We start from the raw sequence: 16,258 nt of genomic DNA, 5'->3' as shown, positions 1-16,258 counted from the left end.
CAGGTTCGCCGTCTCAGGTCCCGCGACCAGCCAGGTGGGTTACCAGTTCGACCGCGGCCGCCACAGGGTCAGGTGCAGCGGTTACCGCTCGGCCGACTACTAGGAGGTCGGCCCCGGCGGCCATGGCGTCTCGGGGCGTCGCCACCCGGGCCTGGTCGTGGACATCGCCGCCGGGCATCCGAATACCGGGCACGACCCGAACCAGCTGATCAGCCCACGGATCGGTGACCGGCAGATCGGGAGCAGCGCAGACGATGCCCGCGCAACCGGTCGACGCCGCTAGATCGCAACGCTGCTCGAGTACCTCTCGACCGGCCGTCTGATCGCTGGTCAACACGGTTACACCCAACACGCCTGGGGTCTCAGCTCCGACCCGGGACGCGCCGTCGGCCATGGATTCCACGGCCGACCGCAGCATCGCCTCGCCGCCAGCGGTGTGCACGGTGACCCAGCGGGCCCCCGACGAACCCAGCACCCGGGCTGCGCTGCCCACCGTGTTGGGAATGTCGTGGAGCTTCAGGTCGCAGAAAACCTGAAATCCGTCCTCCACAAAGCTCGCCACGGCATCCGGCCCGGCGGCCGAGAAGAGTTCGAGGCCCACCTTGACGGTGCCGAACCACGGAACCAGTGCCGCTGCGGTCCGACGAGCGGCCACTAGGTCGTCGACGTCGAGCACCAGGCAGAGCGACTCACGGATGTACGGCGGAGCCGAATCCCTGAAACGGTTCGTCGTCGATTCCACATCAGCCATGGGCTGCTCCGATCAGTTCATCGAGACGAGCCACCCCTTGGCGGTCGCACCATCGACCGAGGTCACGCAGAATCCGGGCTGGGGCCCGTGGGTCAGCGAAGGTCGCTGTCCCTACCTGGACCGCCGAGGCGCCGGCCAGCAGGAACTGGACGGCGTCGTCAGCCGACGCCACCCCACCTACACCGATGATCGGGGCATTACCCAACGCCTCTCTGGTGTCGAACACCGCACGCACGGCCACCGGTCGGATAGCCGGCCCCGACAGTCCCCCCCGTCCGGCACCGAGGAGCGGGCGCCGGGTCTCGGTGTCGATCACCATGCCCAGCACCGTGTTGGCCACCGTCACCGCCTCGGCACCCGCGGCCATCGCCGCGGCGGCCACGTCAGGAAGTTCGGGGGTGTTGGGGCTCAACTTCGCCCATCGGGGTCGACCGGCCGCGCCGGCCGCATCGACAACCTCGGTGGTAGCCGACCTCGAGTGGGCGAAGAGGGCACGCCGATCCTCGAGGTTGGGACACGAGGCGTTGACCTCCACGGCCACCACCACGTCTGGAGCGTCGGCCAGAAGTTCGGCGGCACGGGCGAACTCCTCGACGGTCCGCCCCCAGATGCTGGCCACGACTCGGGCACCGGTGGCGGCCAGGCCAGGGAGGTCGTTTTCCAGCCAGGACTCGACACCTGGCCCCTGCAGACCCACGCTGTTGACCATGCCTGATGGGGTGGCGTGCACCCGGGGCGGTGGATTGCCGGCCCATGGCTCGGCGTGCAGCGACTTCACTACCACGGCACCCAACGCGGCCGGGTCCAGATGGTCGGCCAGTTCGTGGCCATGGCCGGCGGTTCCCGATGCTGTGAGCACCGGATTGGGAAGCACGACCGAACCGATGCGCGTCGTCAGGTCGACGGTAGCGGTCCGGCGACTCACGACCGGTTGGCTTCCTTGGAGCCGTCCACCTCGGGACGCAGGGTGATGCCGCGGTGGTACTCCTGGAGGGTGCGAACAGCCAGCGGGTAGGTCCTCCAGTCGGCCAGTCCACGGGCCGCGGCCAGCGCAGCGTTTCCGGTGGTCAGAAGCGGAATGTCCTGAGCCCCCGCCGCGGCACGGATGTGTTCGCCATCGGAGCGCGGGCCTCGCCCACGGGGGCTGTTGACCACCAGTTGAACGGCGCCGGATCGCACCAGTTCGACGGCATCGGTGCCCTCCTCGCCCAGCTTGGCCACCACCGTCGAAACCGGCACGCCGTTGGCCCGTAGGTGGGCGGCGGTTCCACTGGTGGCAGCCAGGTCGAGACCCAGCTCGACAAACCCGCGCGCTGCCTCCAAGCCCACCACTTTGTCCCGGTCGGCCAGCGAGAGGAACACCGTGCCTCCGTCGGGAAGTGCTCCTCCGGCGGCGATCTGGGACTTGGTGAAGGCCAGCCCGGCGGTCAGGTCAATGCCCATTACCTCACCGGTGGAGCGCATCTCCGGGCCCAGGACCGGGTCGGCCTCCGGGAATCGGTTGAACGGCAGGACTGCTTCCTTGACGGCCACGTGGTTACCGACCACCCGCTCGCACAGCAAGCCCTCTTCTCGTAGTTCGGTCAGCGTGGCTCCCAGCATCACCCGGCTGGCCACCTTGGCTAGTGGCACGCCGGTGGCTTTGGCCACGAACGGCACCGTTCGCGAGGCCCGTGGATTGGCCTCGATGACGTAGACGTCCGCCCCGTCTGGGCCCTCCTTGACCGCAAACTGCACGTTGAGCAAACCCCGGACGTCCAGAGCCTCGGCGATGTCGCGTGTGTGCCCCTCGATCCGGGCCACCACCTGGGGGGAAAGGTGCGGCGGCGGAATCACACACGCGCTGTCACCGCTATGGACGCCTGCCTCCTCGACGTGTTCCATCACCGCGCCGATCACCACCTCGCCGGTGTGGTCACGCACCGCGTCGACGTCGACCTCGGTGGCATCCTCCAAGAAACGGTCCACCAGAACCGGCCGCTCGGCGGACAGGCCGCCCTCGATGCCCAGGCTTCCGAAGGCGCTTAGTGCCGCCATGGCACGGTCCAACTGGTCGTCGTCGTAGACGATCTCCATTGCCCGACCGCCAAGAACGTACGAGGGGCGAACGAGGACCGGGTAGCCGACCTCGGCCGCGATGGCGCGGGCACCAACGGCGTCCACCGCGGTGCCTCCCGGCGGCTGAGGTACGTCCAGGCGGTCGCACAGGGCGTTCCACTGTTCGCGATCCTCTGCGAGGTCGATGGAGGTCGGGCTGGTTCCGGCCACTAGCTCGGGCGGCAGGGTCGAAGCCAGTTTCAACGGCGTCTGGCCGCCGAGGGACACGATGATCCCCACTGGCTGCTCGGCCGCCACGATGTTGGCGACGTCCTCTTCGGTCAGCGGCTCGAAGTAGAGCCGATCACTGGTGTCGTAATCGGTCGACACGGTCTCCGGGTTGCAGTTGACCATGATCGTCTCGAACCCGGCTTCGCGTAGGGCGAAGCTGGCGTGCACGCAGCAGTAGTCGAACTCGATGCCCTGGCCGATGCGGTTGGGGCCGGACCCCAGGATCATGACCTTGGGGCGATCCGACGGTCGGACTTCGTCCTCGTCCTCCCACGCCGAGTAGTGGTAGGGCGTCTCCGCCGCGAACTCGGCCCCACAGGTGTCGACCGTCTTGTAGGTCGGGAACACCCCGGCGACCTCACGGGCGGCTCGAACCTCGTCGACCCCGCACCGCCAGAGGTGGGCCAGTTGGGTGTCGGCGAAACCCAACTGCTTGGCCCGGCGCCAGTCCCGCCGGTCCAGGTCGGGCACGAGGCCTCTGGTTGAGCCACCACCCCCCTCGAGGGCCAATCCCTCGAGAAACAGCCGCTCCTCGGAGATGGCCAGGATCTGGTCCAGGAACCACGGATCGACCTTCGTCGCTTCGTGCACCGTCTCCAAGGGCACACCGCGACGTAGCACGGCCTCCAACTGGGTGATCCTGGCGGGGGTGGCGATCGCCGCGTTTGCCAGCAGTGCGTCGTTGTCGAGTTCTTCAAGCGCCGCTTCCGCCGGGTCGCCGTTCAGCCCGAAGCGGCCGCTTTCCAGTGACCTCATGGCCTTCTGGAGCGACTCGGGGAACGTACGCCCGATGGCCATGACTTCGCCCACGGATTGCATCGAAGTGCCGAGCACACCCGATGTTCCGGGAAACTTCTCGAAGGCCCACCGGGGAATCTTGGTGACCACGTAGTCGATGGTCGGCTCGAAGGCGGCCGGCGTCTTCTTCGTGATGTCGTTGGGAATCTCGTCGAGCGTGTATCCGACGGCCAGCTTGGCGGCAATCTTGGCGATCGGGAAACCGGTGGCCTTCGACGCCAGCGCGGAGGATCGACTCACCCGAGGATTCATCTCGATGATGACCTGTTGGCCGGTGGCCGGATCAACGGCGAACTGCACGTTTGATCCGCCGGTCTCGACACCGACCCGACGTAGGCAGGCGAACGCTGCGTCCCGCATCTCCTGGTACTCGACGTCGCTGAGGGTCTGGGCGGGCGCCACGGTGATCGAATCACCGGTGTGTACCCCCATTGGGTCCACGTTCTCGATCGAACAGATGACCACGCAGTTGTCGGCGCGGTCCCGCATCACCTCGAGTTCGTATTCCTTCCAGCCGGCGATCGACTTCTCGATCAGGATCTCGGAGATGGGGCTGGCCGCGATGCCGTTGGCCGCCACCGTTTCGAACTCTTCGGCGGTTGACGCGATGCCCGTCCCCCGGCCGCCCAGGATGTAGGCGGGCCGGATGACTACTGGTAGTCCGAGCTCGGCAACTACGGCTCGGGCCTCGTCCATCTCGTGGGCCACGCCGGAGGGCGGCACGGCGAGTCCGATCTCTTGCATGGCCACCTTGAATCGCTCCCGATCCTCGGCCGTGGCGATGGCGTCGGCGTCGGCGCCGATGAGCTCCACGTCGTAGCGGTCCAGCACACCGGCTTCGACCAGTTCCATAGAGAGGTTCAATGCCGTCTGTCCGCCCAGGGTGGGTAGGAGAGCATCAGGTCGCTCCCTGGCGATGATGGCCTCCAGCACGTCGAGTCGTAGAGGTTCCACGTAGGTGGCATCGGCAAAGTCCGGGTCGGTCATGATCGTCGCCGGGTTCGAGTTGGCGAGGATGACCCGGTAGCCCTCCTCGCGAAGAACGCGACAGGCCTGGGTTCCCGAGTAGTCGAACTCGCACGCCTGACCAATCACGATCGGCCCCGAGCCGATCAGCAGGATGCTCTCGATGTCATTGCGGCGGGGCATCAGGCTGCCCCTCCCGGTGAGGCCACCGACGCCGTACCCCGAACTCGTGCCATCAGGTCCTCGAACTCATCGAAGAGATACCGGCTGTCGTGCGGGCCTGGGCCGGCTTCGGGGTGGTACTGGACGCTGAACGCCGGCACGTCCAGGCAGCGGATGCCCTCCACGGTCTGGTCGTTGAGGTTCACATGCGTTAGTTCGGCGGTGGGGATGGATCCCTCGGCCACGCAGTAGTTGTGGTTCTGACTGGTGATCTCGACGGCTCCGGTGGCCAGGTTCCGCACCGGGTGATTGCCTCCGTGGTGGCCGAACGGGAGTTTGTAGGTCTCGGCGCCGATGGTTCCGGCTAGCAACTGGTGTCCGAGGCAGATCCCGAACACCGGCACCTCGCCGAGAAGGACGCCGATCTGGGTGCGGACGTCGGCCAGGGGGCCCGGGTCGCCGGGACCGTTGGAGAGGAACACGCCGTCGGGCTCCATGGCTAGGACGTCGGACGCCGACGTGGACGCCGGCACGATCGTGACCTCTCCTAGCCCTGCCAGATGCCGGATGATGGTGGCCTTGATGCCGAAGTCGAAGGCGACAATGCGTCGACCACCACCGGTCGACGCCACGGTGGTCGGCGCGTCGCAGGTCACCGTCGACACCAGGTCGAGGCCGTCGGTGCCCGGTTCGACGTTCGCTGCCGCTGTGAGCGTGGCCAGGTCCGCCGTTCCGAAGGCGCCCGGCATGGCGCCCGCGTCGCGCAGGTGGCGGGTGAGGCGCCGGGTGTCGATTCCGGTGATACCCGCCACGCCATGGGTCCGAAGCAGTCCGTCGAGGTCGTCCTCGGCCCGCCAGTTGCTGCGACGTCTGGCTAGGTCACGGACGACCACACCACGACAGAACGGTCGCCGGTTCTCGTTGTCGTGGGGGCTGACCCCGTAGTTCCCTAGATGCGAGGCCGTGAAGGTGATGATCTGACCGGCGTAGGACGGGTCGGTGATGACCTCCTGGTACCCCGACAACACCGTGTTGAACACGACCTCACCGCTGGCCACGCCGTTGGGCGGTGCGGCACCGATTGCCTCACCCTCGAAGACCTCACCGTCGGCCAGCACCAGGGCCGCTTCGGGGGGGCGATGCCGACGGTTCCGATGCGGTTCGTGGGTGGATTCGCTCAACGTTGGGCCTCTCCATCGACCACGACCAGCTCACCGGCGCGAATGGTGTGGCGTACCCGCCCCCGCAGGGTGTCCCCCTCGTAGGGGGTGTTGCTGCTCCGGCTGGCCATCGCCGCTCCGGACACCGTCCATGTCTCATCGGGGTCGACGACACAGAGGTTCGCCGGGGCACCGGGTACCACCGACACGCCGTGCCGATCCGCGATGCCGGCAATGGCCGCTGGCCTCCATGAGAGAACAGCTAGTACTTCGGGAAGGTCTAGTCCTGACTCGCTCAGGGTGAGGGCAAAGGCCGTCTCCAGGCCCAGCATTCCTGGGGGGGCCTCGTCGAAGGTTCGCTCCTTGGCGTGCGGTGCGTGCGGTGCGTGGTCGGTGGCCACCGCATCGATGGTCCCGTCGGCGAGGCCGGCCCGGATGGCGGCAACGTCGGCATCGGTCCGCAGCGGCGGGTGAACCTTGAACACCGGGTCGTAGGTGGCGCACGCCGCATCGGTGAGGGTGAAGTGGTGGGTGGTCGCCTCGGCGGTCACCGGAAGGCCGGCCGCCTTGGCGCCACGCACCATGGCCACCGAACTGGCCGTGGAGAGGTGTTGGAAGTGCAGGTGGGCACCGGTGAGTCGAACCAGGGCGATGTCTCGCATCACCATTAGTTCTTCGGCCTCCGCCGGTTGGCCGGGAATGCCCAGCCGCGACGACCACTCCCCTTCGTGCATGTAGCCGCCGGCCGACAGGGCCGATACCTCGCAGTGCTGGGCCAGCATCACCGGTCGACCCAGGCGGCGAGTGAGACCGGTGCTGTATTCCATGACCCGCCGCATGAGGCGGGGGTCCTGGAGGCCGGTGCCGTCGTCGGTGAAGATCCCAACCCCGGCGTCCACCAACTCGCCCATGGGCGCCATGTCGGTGCCCGCCCGATCCACCGTCATGGCCGCCGACGGCACTATCTCGCACGTTGACCGCCGCCCGAGGGCCCGGACCTGTTCGACCACGGCCACGCAGTCGGTGGTCGGATCGGTGTTGGGCATGGCCACCAGTGCCGTGTAGCCACCGAGCGATCCACCCCTTGCGCCGGTCTCGATGGTCTCGGCCTCTTCCTGGCCCGGCTCACGGAGGTGGGCGTGGAGGTCGACGAAGCCGGGGGAAACTACGCACCCCGATGCGTCGAGGTCGAGGTCGCCAATCAACCCGGTGCCGACTGCGGCGATCGTTCCGTCCTCGCTGATTTCGACGTCGAGGGTCCGTTCGCCATCGGCGTCGATGATGCGGCCGCCTCGCAGCACGACGCTCATGGTCGAACCCCTTCGTCGTCAGATGCTGAACCGCTAGTTGCTGAAATACCGGTCTCTGAACTACCGGTCGGTGCTGGGGTTCGGCCCGAGCCCAGGAGCAGGAACAGGACCGCCATGCGGACCGACACCCCGTGGACCACCTGGTCGAGGATCACCGATCGTTGGTCGGCCGCGGCGGCCGCAGAAATCTCGACTCCGGGATTGGTCGGACCGGGATGCAGGATCAGGGCATCGTCAGGTAGGCGGGCCGCTCGTTCGACCGAGAGTCCAAAGTCCGTGGCGTACTCGCGCATTGACGGAATCAGCCCCTCGGTGATGCGTTCGCTCTGCATCCGTAGGAGGTAGATGGCGTCCAATCCGGCCAGCAGTGGGTCCAGTTCGTGGCTCACCGTGACCGGCCAGACATCCACGGCAGGTGGCAGCAGCGTGGCCGGGGCCACGAGTACCACCTCGGCCCCCAACGCAGTGAACGCCAGGACGTTGGAGCGGGCCACCCGGGAGTGTCGGACGTCGCCCACGATGGCGATTCGCATGCCATCTAGGGATCCACGGCGATCCCGGAGGGTGTAGCAGTCGAGGAGGGCCTGAGTGGGGTGCTCGTGGCAGCCGTCACCAGCGTTTATCACGGAGGCATTAGTCCATCCGGCCACCCGGTGGGCGGTCCCGGCCATCGGATGACGGACCACCAGTGCGTCGGCACCGTACGAGGCCACTACCTCGACCGTGTCCCGCAGGCTCTCACCTTTGCTGAGGGACGAACCGCCGGCGGCGAAGGCGATGGTGTCGGCGGACAGACGACGGGCCGCGGTGTCGAAGGACATGCGGGTCCGGGTCGAGTTCTCGAAGAAGACGGTGGCCACTGTGCGGCCCCGTAAGGCAGGCACCTTCGGGATGGGCCGACGTCCGACCTCTGCGAACGTGTCCGTCAACTCGAGCAACTCCTCGAGTTCGGACCGGGACATCCCGTCGATTCCCAACAGGTGTCCGGCCGTCGGGCTCATCGTGGTGACTGTCACTTCTCCATCGCTCCGAGGTCGACGCCCACCTCGTGTACGTCGACCACCTCGTCTCGCCGGGTCGGAAGGTTCTTGCCCACGTAGTCCGGCCGGATGGGCAGTTCCCGATGGCCGCGGTCGACCATGACCGCCAGCTGGATGGATCGGGGTCGACCGAAGTCACAGACCGCATCGAGTGCGGCCCGGATAGTTCGACCGGTGAACAGGACGTCGTCGACCAGGATCACGATCCGACCATCGAGGTCGGTCGAGAGGTCCGTGGTGGCCTCAGCGACCACCGGACGGATGCCGATGTCGTCGCGGTGTAACGCCACGTCAAGGGTGCCCACCGGCGGTCGGATGCCCTCGATCTCCTCGAGGGTCTCGGCGAGGCGTTCGGCCACCGGCACGCCACCGGTCTGGAGACCGACCACGACGATCTCGTCTAGTCCGTGGTTCCGCTCGATGACCTCATGGGCCATGCGACGGATGGCCCTGCCCATGTCATCGGCGGTCATGATCCGCGCGTGGGACACAAAAACGCCCCCGAACGGGGGCGTCTGGCTTCGTTCTCTTTCGGCCATCGGCCTCATCTCCTCGATCCGTACGGGCCTCTCGGGACCCGCTTCACGGTCGAGTGGGGATCCTACACGCGCGTCGATGTCACGCGTCCGGCCGATCTTCAGAGGTCAGGTCTTCAGAGGCTCGGACCACAGGGCCCTCTATTCCAGTGACGGGTTCGGAGTCAGGTCTGACCGACGCGAACACCAACCGTGGTGGGGCAGCGTCGGTGGTCATGGGGGCCTCGGGGCTTGATGAGAGAAGCCTGAATCCGGCTGCACGTGCCACGGCAGCGGACGCCGGGTTCGCCGGGTCCACTTCGGCTACTACGGCACGCAGGGCGAGCGGTCCGGCATGGGCCCAGGCGGTCAACACCCTGACCATCGACGTGGCCACTCCCCGTCCGCGTTCAGAAGCCGCCACCCACCAACCGATTCGGGCCGCGCCGCGCTGCATATCGAAGGCCGAGAGTCCCACCTCTCCGAGTAACCGGCCGTCGTTGACCGCCACACCGACCAGGTCCAGTGCCAGGCCAGCTTCTCGGCGCCGTTCCTCGCCGGCTATCCACCGTGCCGCGACATCCGAATCGACGTCGTCGGGAACGGCGGTCCAACGTCGAACCTCCGGATCTGCCCAGGCCTCAACTAGGTCGTCCCGATCACCAATCGCCCACCGCCGCAACTCCAGGCCGTCGACCACCAGCGGTGGATCGGGGACGGCTAGTCGATGTCTCCCGGTCACACCTGAGTGTCGGTCATGTCGCGTCGTCCGACTCGGAACCAACTTTGGAACGGGTTTCGGGACGGGCCACGGCAGCTACCGCCGAGACGACACCGTTCACGAAACGCGACGAGCGATCTGTCGAGTAGTCGCCCGCTAGGTCCACCACTTCGGACAACACGGCTGACGTGGGAACGTCGGCACGGTGGCACAACTCGTAGACGGCCATCCGCAGGAGCGCCCGGTCCACGGCCGGCATCCGGTCGGTCCGCCAGCCTTCCGCGTGACGTCCGATTAGCACATCGAGCTCGTCGAGTGTGGCAGCCACCCCTTGCACGATCTCTACGGCGTACTCCGACGGGGCCACCGGCCGGTCGGCCAGCACCTCGAGTAGGTCGCGGCCCTGCGCCTCAGCGGCGTAGAGCACGCCCAGGGCGGTCTCGCGGGCTTCTCGGCGCGATCCGATTGCGTCGACGGGATCCGCTGCCACTGTTCGCCTATTCCCTCTGCTCGACTCGTTGTTCAGCAGTCTCAGGCCCGGCTGAGGTACTCGCCCGAACGGGTATCGACTTTGACGCGCTCACCGTTTTCGATGAACAACGGCACCTGAACGGTCAGCCCGGTTTCCAGGGTCGCCGGCTTACGGGCTCCGGACACCCGGTCGCCCTGAAGGCCAGGTTCGGTCTCGGTGATGTCCAGGTCGACCGATGCCGGGAGTTCCACACCGATGACCTCCTCGCCGAACAGCAGGATGATTGCCGTGGCCTGCTCCACGATGTAGTTCGACGCGTCACCGAGGGTCGACGGTGCGACCTGCATCTGGTCGTAGGTCTGGTCGTCCATGAAGACATAGTCGGCGCCGTCTCGGTACAGGAACTGCATCGACCGCTTGTCAATCATGGCCCGTTGCACTTTCTCGCCGGCCCGGAAGGTGCGATCCACCACCGACCCGGTACGGACGTTTCGCAACGTCGTGCGGACGAAGGCGTGACCCTTGCCCGGTTTCACGTGCTGGAACTCGACCACCTGAACGAGGTCGGCCTCGATCTCGAGGGTCATCCCGTTTTTCAGGTCATTGGTGGTGATTGTGGGCATGGTCGCTCCGGACTCGGGGGCAGCGGACTCGATCGGTGGATCAGAGGATCTTCGGGTAACCGGTGAGTGGACGGTGGCCGTCGCTGGTGACCAGCACCGTGTCCTCCCAGCGCACGCCGCCAATCCCGGCGACGTAGGCCCCGGGTTCAACGGTGACCACCTGTCCGGCCCTGAGGCTACCGCTGGCTGTGGAGGCCACGGCCGGGCCCTCGTGGATGTCGAGGCCTACGCCATGGCCCGTTCCGTGCGAGAAGGCCTCCCCTAGACCTGCCTCCACGAGGATGTCACGACACGCCCGATCTATCTCGGCTAGCGGCACGCCGTCGGCCACCAGGGCCAGTCCGGCTTCTTGGGCGTCTAGGACGGCGGACAGCAGGTTGGCTTCCTGGCCGGAGCCCGACCCTCCAACCCGGAAGGAGCGGGTCATGTCGGATCGGTAGCCGTCGTACACCGCCCCAAAGTCGCATACCACCAGGTCTCCGTCGGCCAATGGTCGGAAGCCGGGTCGGGCGTGGGGCAGGGCGCTGTTGGGGCCAGCGGCCACGATTGTCTCGAACGCTCGGTCCGACGCGCCGCCGGTCCGCATGGCGTGGTCGAGGGCCAGGGCCAGGTCGGCCTCTGTGGTTCCGGCGACCATGGTTGGTTGCACTTCGGCAAATGCCCGGTCGGCGATGGCTGCCGCGGTGGCGATTCGTGCTACTTCGCCGTCGTCCTTGACTTCTCGCAGTGCCTCGACGAGGCCGTCGGTGGCTACCGGGTCGTCGTCCAGCAGTTTGGCTAGGCGCTGTTGTTCGGACCATGTGACCGATCGGGCTTCCAGGCCAATCCGGGTTGATCCGGCGGCCAGGGCGGTGACCGGTGACTGGTCGCTGCTTGCGGGTACTTCGACGTCGACTGGCGTGCCTGCATCGGCTATCTGGGTTGGAGCCTGTTGGCTGTATCGCCCGTCGGTGATCAGTACGGCTTGCCGGTCGTCGACCCACAGGTTTCCTGCGGAGCCCGTGAAGCCGGTCAGGTAGCGGACATTGGTGGTTCCGGTGACCAGCAGGGCGTCGACCCCGGCGTCGTCGAACAGGGCGCGTAGGGCGTCAAGTCGATCGGCTACGGCTAGCGGCGGCAACCCGTCGACGGTTCCGTTGGTCACCTGTCTAGGAGGTCGGCTACCGCCTCGACTGCCATCCGGTAGCCGACAGCTCCGAAGCCGGCAATAGTTCCGGCGGCCACCGGGGCTACCACCGACGTGTGGCGCCATGGTTCGCGGGCTGCCGGGTTGGAGAGGTGGAGTTCCACGATTGGGCCGTCGAAGGCCGCCAGGGCGTCGTGTATGGCCCACGCGTAGTGGGTGAAGGCCCCCGGGTTGACGACGATGCCGGCACAGCGTCGTCGGGCATCGTGGATGGCGTCCACCAGTTCGCCTTCGTGGTTGGACTGGACGTGTTCCAGGACCAGTCCGTGGGCGGTGGCGGCTGCCGTGGCGTCGGCCACGTGGTCGTCCAGGGTGGCTGATCCGTAGATGTCCGGCTCCCGTTCGCCCAGCAGGTTCAGGTTGGGTCCCGACAGGAGGAGCACGATGCGGTCGCTCATAGTCGACATCTTCCCACGACGGCGGCCTGGTCCGGTCGCCGGTTGTTGCTCATCGGACGGCGTCGAGGGTGTCGCGTACGAGGCCCGGGTCGATGTTGGCTACCACCTCGATGCCTGTTGGGCCGTCCAGGGCGAAGGTCAGGCCGTCGACGGCTTTCTTGTCGCGGGCCATGGCGGCCATAAGGTCGTCGGTCTCGGCGCCTTCGGGTAGCGAAATGGGAAGGCCGTAGCCGTCCACGATCTTTCGGTGCTCGGCTACCCGGTCGCTGTCGATTCGTTCGAGGGCTTGGCTTAGTTCGGCGGCATAGACCAGGCCGATGGCTACCGCTTCGCCGTGGCGGAGGTCGTAGTGGCCGGTGGTTTCGATGGCGTGGGCGAGGGTGTGGCCGTAGTTCAAGACGGCTCTTCGTCCGGCTTCTCGCTCGTCGGCGACCACTATGTCGGCTTTGATTTCCACGCAGCGGGCCACCCGCTGGTCGAAGGCCAGGTCGGCTAGGTCGTCGCCTCCGAGGAAGTGGTACTTGGCCATTTCGCCCAGACCGCAGCGCATCTCGCGTGCGGGCAGGGTGTCCAGGGTGGATGTGTCGCACAGCACGGCTGCCGGTTGCCAGAAGGCGCCGATCAGGTTCTTTCCTTCCGGGAGGTTGACGCCGGTCTTGCCGCCGATCGCTGCGTCGATCTGGGCTAGCAGCGTGGTGGCGACGTGAACCACGGGTAGGCCGCGGTGGTAGGAGGCGGCGGCGAAGCCGGCCACGTCGGTGACCACCCCTCCGCCTACGCCGACTATGGCGTCGCCGCGGGTCAGGCCCCAGGTTGCGAAGGCCCGGCAGAGTTCCTCGATGGTGGACAGTGCTTTGGCGGTCTCGCCGTCCGGGATGGGAAAGATTCGGTGGTCTACGCCCGGGTCCACGGCGACGGGAATGTCCGGCTGGGTGACAATGGCCACCCTTTGGACCCCGGATGGCAGTACCGAAGCCAGCTCCTCCGCTGCTTGCGGGCCGACCAGCACGGGGTAGGACCGGCCTTCGGGCAGTGTCACCTCGAGGCGGATCATTGGACAGCTCCGTCGGTGGCCGGCAAGGCGTCCACCACGAGGGTGCCGACCATCGAGACATCCAACCCGTCGGTGTCGATCACCGCGTCGGCAGCTGTCTCATAGGCCGGGGTCCGCTCGGAAGCCAGACGTCGCAGTGCTTCGACCGGGTCACTGTCGGCTAGCAGGGGGCGGCTCGATGGGTCGCCTACCCGGGCGGCCAGCGTCTCGGGTGTGGCCCGGAGCCACACCACGGTCGCCTCCCGGGCTAGGACCGCCCGGTTGGTTTCCCGGCCCAGGACGCCTCCACCGGTGGACAACACGATGGGGTCCACGGCTTGCATCTGGAGGCCCAGGGCCTGCTCTTCCAGGTCGCGGAAGGATTCCTCTCCGCCTTCGTGGAAGATCACACCGATGGAGCGTCCGGCCAACTGAGTTACCGCTCGGTCCAGGTCTACGTGGCGGCAACCCAGACGAGAGGCCACCGAGGCTCCGACAGCCGTCTTGCCGACCCCCATCAGGCCGACCAGTGCCAGGTGGCGGGGGGGCGTCACGGTGGGCTCAGAGTCCATCGCAACAGGCTAGCGATGGCCGTCGCGGCGGCTGGGATGATTCTGGCCGGCGTGACAGATAAGAGCTACGAGCCGACCACCAGCCCTGCCAAAACAAGCGCATGATCGGTGACCGCCTCGATGGCTTCGTGATACACGTACTCGGAGTTCCAGAAGTTCTTGCGTTTCCTGGGGGGCGTACCACAGAACTCACCACCAGGTTCCCGGTTCATCGGCACAAAGACAAGCGACTGGTAGGGCGGATGAGGCGGCTTTCGTAGGCTCTAGCCTGCCATGCCTCGTCCTGCCCGTTTCGCCTTTACAACCCGGCGTGTACTGCCATTTGTCGCGATACTCGCTCTAGCCACTTCGACGCTGGTGTGGGTGTCTGGGCCACCGGCCGGTGCGTGGTCGTCAGATAACGGAGCGGTCGCCGTGTTCAGCAGCTACCCCGGTATCGATGCGGACGCTGTCTATTCGGTGGCGGTCGACTCGTCGGGCAACGTGTACACCACCGGATACTTCAACGACACGGTCGACTTCGACCCGGGACCGGGCACCGCCAACCTCACCGCGAAAAACATCAGCCATTCTGACGCGTTCGTTTCGAAGTTGGATTCGTCGGGTAACTACGTGTGGGCCAAGAGCTTCGGCGGCATCGGCAAAGACTATGGCTATTCGGTGGCGGTCGACTCGTCGGGCAACGTGTACATCACCGGTCGCTTCGAAGGGCACGCCAACGAAAACCACATAGTCGACCTCGACCCGGGTTCGGGCACTACCAACGTCACCCATAACGGCAACGGCGACGTGTTCGTGTCGAAGTTGGACTCGTCCGGGGACCTGGTGTGGGCCAAGAGCTTCGGCGGATCCGGCACGGATTATGGCTATTCGGTGGCGGTCGACTCGTCGGGCAACGTGTACACCGCCGGATACTTCAACGACACGGTCGACTTCGACCCGGGTGCGGGCACTACCAACCTCACCTCGAACGGCAGTTCCGACGTGTTCGTTTCGAAGTTGGACTCGTCCGGGGACCTGGTGTGGGCCAAGAGCTTCGGCGGATCCGAATCGGATTCGGCCAAATCGGTGGCGGTCGACTCGTCGGGCAACGTGCACACCACCGGATACTTCCGAGACACGGTCGACTTCGACCCGGGTGCGGGCACTACCAACCTCACCGCGTCGGTGATTGTGTCCGCTGGCACGGTGTACCAGGGCCCCGACGTATTCGTTTCGAAGTTGGACTCGTCCGGGGACCTGGTGTGGGCCAAGAGCTTCGGCGAACCCAATTCGGATTGGGCCGAATCGGTGGCGGTCGACTCGTCGGGCAACGTGTACACCACCGGTCGCTTCGCCACCTACTACTCCTCCGGCACGGTCGACTTCGACCCGGGTGCGGGCACCGCCGGCCTCCCCTCGAACGGCAGTCACGACGCGTTCGTTTCGAAGTTGGACTCGTCGGGCGACTACGTGTGGGCCAAGAGCTTGGGCGGTCCCGCCGGCGATTATGGCCATTCGGTGGCGGTCGACTCGTCGGGCAACGTGTACACCGCCGGGTCATTCCACTCGGGCGGATATCAGGGTGCGGTCGACTTCGACCCGGGTGCGGGCACCCTCGAATTAATAGGTGCGGGCACCGCCGAATCAAACTTGAACGGCGGGGTCGACGCGTTCGTGTGGAAGTTGGATTCTTCGGGCAACCTCGTTACCGGTGCCGGCGTGACGGTGGCGTTGTCAGGTGGGTCGACCGCTGTGTCCGAGGCGGGGTCGACGGATTCGTTCACGGTGGCGTTGAACGCCCAGCCGTCCTCCGATGTGGTCCTGTCGGTCGTCTCGGCTGACACCGGTGAGGCGACGGTGTCGCCGACCCAGTTGACGTTCACCAACTCGAACTGGGACACCGCGCAGACCGTTACGGTCACCGGTGTCGACGACAGTGCCGTCGACGGGACCCAGACGACGGCGGTGACCGTGGCCGTCGTCGACGGGTCGTCGGATGACGCGTACGACGCGGTGGTCGATTCGACCGTGTCGGTGACCACCTCTGATGACGACACGGCCGCTTTCGTTCTGTCTGGGACTTCGGTGACGGTGTCCGAGGCGGGTTCCACGGCGACGTTCACCGTGGTGCTGGGCGCCCAACCGTCCACGGACGTGGCCCTGTCGGCCGTCTCGGCCGTTACCGGTGAGGCGACGGTGTCGACGGCCCAGTTGACGTTCACGTCGGGCAACTGGAACGCC

Annotated in this window: 16 protein-coding genes; 1 reads left to right on the top strand and 15 read right to left on the bottom strand. The window is 66.6% G+C overall.

All coding sequences use genetic code 11. From position 1 onward, the window contains the following. Window positions 1-13 precede the first annotated feature (13 nt). From pyrF to QF777_10615, 15 genes are all read right to left on the bottom strand, one after another. Complete coding sequence (pyrF, locus tag QF777_10685; protein MDP6912011.1) at window positions 14-751, bottom strand: orotidine-5'-phosphate decarboxylase; 738 nt, start codon at window positions 749-751, stop codon at window positions 14-16. After that, entirely contained in the window at window positions 744-1,676 is a 933-nt protein-coding gene (locus QF777_10680; protein MDP6912010.1) for a dihydroorotate dehydrogenase, read from the bottom strand. Before QF777_10680 ends, pyrF begins: the two co-directional genes overlap by 8 nt. Next, a complete protein-coding gene (carB, locus tag QF777_10675; GenBank protein MDP6912009.1) occupies window positions 1,673-5,026 on the bottom strand; it encodes a carbamoyl-phosphate synthase large subunit in 3,354 nt (1,117 codons plus the stop codon). The genes QF777_10680 and carB overlap by 4 nt, the downstream gene beginning before the upstream one ends. Then, entirely contained in the window at window positions 5,026-6,186 is a 1,161-nt protein-coding gene (carA, locus tag QF777_10670; GenBank protein MDP6912008.1) for a glutamine-hydrolyzing carbamoyl-phosphate synthase small subunit, read from the bottom strand. Before carA ends, carB begins: the two co-directional genes overlap by 1 nt. Continuing rightward, on the bottom strand, window positions 6,183-7,475 hold the full coding sequence (locus QF777_10665; GenBank protein MDP6912007.1) for a dihydroorotase: 1,293 nt from the start codon (window positions 7,473-7,475) through the stop codon (window positions 6,183-6,185). Before QF777_10665 ends, carA begins: the two co-directional genes overlap by 4 nt. Continuing rightward, window positions 7,472-8,476 carry an aspartate carbamoyltransferase catalytic subunit gene (locus QF777_10660; protein ID MDP6912006.1) on the bottom strand — a complete coding sequence of 335 codons (1,005 nt, stop codon included), beginning with the start codon at window positions 8,474-8,476 and terminating at the stop codon, window positions 7,472-7,474. Before QF777_10660 ends, QF777_10665 begins: the two co-directional genes overlap by 4 nt. An 11-nt stretch (window positions 8,477-8,487) precedes the next feature. After that, complete coding sequence (gene pyrR / locus QF777_10655; protein MDP6912005.1) at window positions 8,488-8,988, bottom strand: bifunctional pyr operon transcriptional regulator/uracil phosphoribosyltransferase PyrR; 501 nt, start codon at window positions 8,986-8,988, stop codon at window positions 8,488-8,490. Between the two features lie 145 nt (window positions 8,989-9,133). Continuing rightward, window positions 9,134-9,772 carry a GNAT family N-acetyltransferase gene (locus QF777_10650; GenBank protein ID MDP6912004.1) on the bottom strand — a complete coding sequence of 213 codons (639 nt, stop codon included), beginning with the start codon at window positions 9,770-9,772 and terminating at the stop codon, window positions 9,134-9,136. 13 nt (window positions 9,773-9,785) lie between these two features. Next, a complete protein-coding gene (gene nusB / locus QF777_10645) occupies window positions 9,786-10,241 on the bottom strand; it encodes a transcription antitermination factor NusB (protein MDP6912003.1) in 456 nt (151 codons plus the stop codon). A gap of 41 nt (window positions 10,242-10,282) precedes the next feature. Beyond that, complete coding sequence (gene efp / locus QF777_10640; GenBank protein ID MDP6912002.1) at window positions 10,283-10,846, bottom strand: elongation factor P; 564 nt, start codon at window positions 10,844-10,846, stop codon at window positions 10,283-10,285. Between the two features lie 40 nt (window positions 10,847-10,886). Then, on the bottom strand, window positions 10,887-11,990 hold the full coding sequence (locus QF777_10635) for a Xaa-Pro peptidase family protein (protein MDP6912001.1): 1,104 nt from the start codon (window positions 11,988-11,990) through the stop codon (window positions 10,887-10,889). Continuing rightward, the gene (gene aroQ / locus QF777_10630) at window positions 11,987-12,430 is read right to left on the bottom strand and encodes a type II 3-dehydroquinate dehydratase (GenBank protein MDP6912000.1); all 444 of its coding nucleotides are present in this window, start codon (window positions 12,428-12,430) and stop codon (window positions 11,987-11,989) included. Before aroQ ends, QF777_10635 begins: the two co-directional genes overlap by 4 nt. A gap of 49 nt (window positions 12,431-12,479) precedes the next feature. After that, a complete protein-coding gene (locus tag QF777_10625; protein ID MDP6911999.1) occupies window positions 12,480-13,484 on the bottom strand; it encodes a 3-dehydroquinate synthase family protein in 1,005 nt (334 codons plus the stop codon). Beyond that, a complete protein-coding gene (locus tag QF777_10620) occupies window positions 13,481-14,035 on the bottom strand; it encodes a shikimate kinase (GenBank protein ID MDP6911998.1) in 555 nt (184 codons plus the stop codon). Before QF777_10620 ends, QF777_10625 begins: the two co-directional genes overlap by 4 nt. Window positions 14,036-14,100: 65 nt before the next feature. After that, window positions 14,101-14,247: a hypothetical protein gene (locus tag QF777_10615; GenBank protein ID MDP6911997.1), complete on the bottom strand. Its 147-nt coding sequence runs from the start codon at window positions 14,245-14,247 to the stop codon at window positions 14,101-14,103. A 151-nt stretch (window positions 14,248-14,398) separates the two neighbouring features. Here QF777_10615 and QF777_10610 point away from each other — a divergent pair. After that, window positions 14,399-16,258: SBBP repeat-containing protein (locus tag QF777_10610; GenBank protein ID MDP6911996.1), on the top strand; the 1,860-nt coding region annotated here is incomplete at its 3' end.

The organism is Acidimicrobiales bacterium (assembly GCA_030747595.1).
Classification (GTDB): domain Bacteria; phylum Actinomycetota; class Acidimicrobiia; order Acidimicrobiales; family MedAcidi-G1; genus UBA9410.
Note: the sequence above shows the minus strand (reverse complement) of the source record. Positions and strands in the feature narration are given on the sequence as shown.

What these genes read in the sequence shown, in the direction of transcription:
- pyrF (MDP6912011.1), bottom strand. Translation starts at nt 751, where the DNA reads ATGGCTGATGTGGAATCGACGACGAACCGTTTCAGGGATTCGGCTCCG.
- carB (MDP6912009.1), bottom strand. Translation starts at nt 5,026, where the DNA reads ATGCCCCGCCGCAATGACATCGAGAGCATCCTGCTGATCGGCTCGGGG.
- QF777_10665 (MDP6912007.1), bottom strand. Translation starts at nt 7,475, where the DNA reads ATGAGCGTCGTGCTGCGAGGCGGCCGCATCATCGACGCCGATGGCGAA.
- QF777_10660 (MDP6912006.1), bottom strand. Translation starts at nt 8,476, where the DNA reads ATGAGCCCGACGGCCGGACACCTGTTGGGAATCGACGGGATGTCCCGG.
- pyrR (MDP6912005.1), bottom strand. Translation starts at nt 8,988, where the DNA reads ATGACCGCCGATGACATGGGCAGGGCCATCCGTCGCATGGCCCATGAG.
- efp (MDP6912002.1), bottom strand. Translation starts at nt 10,846, where the DNA reads ATGCCCACAATCACCACCAATGACCTGAAAAACGGGATGACCCTCGAG.
- aroQ (MDP6912000.1), bottom strand. Translation starts at nt 12,430, where the DNA reads ATGAGCGACCGCATCGTGCTCCTCCTGTCGGGACCCAACCTGAACCTG.
- QF777_10625 (MDP6911999.1), bottom strand. Translation starts at nt 13,484, where the DNA reads ATGATCCGCCTCGAGGTGACACTGCCCGAAGGCCGGTCCTACCCCGTG.
- QF777_10620 (MDP6911998.1), bottom strand. Translation starts at nt 14,035, where the DNA reads ATGGACTCTGAGCCCACCGTGACGCCCCCCCGCCACCTGGCACTGGTC.
- QF777_10615 (MDP6911997.1), bottom strand. Translation starts at nt 14,247, where the DNA reads ATGAACCGGGAACCTGGTGGTGAGTTCTGTGGTACGCCCCCCAGGAAA.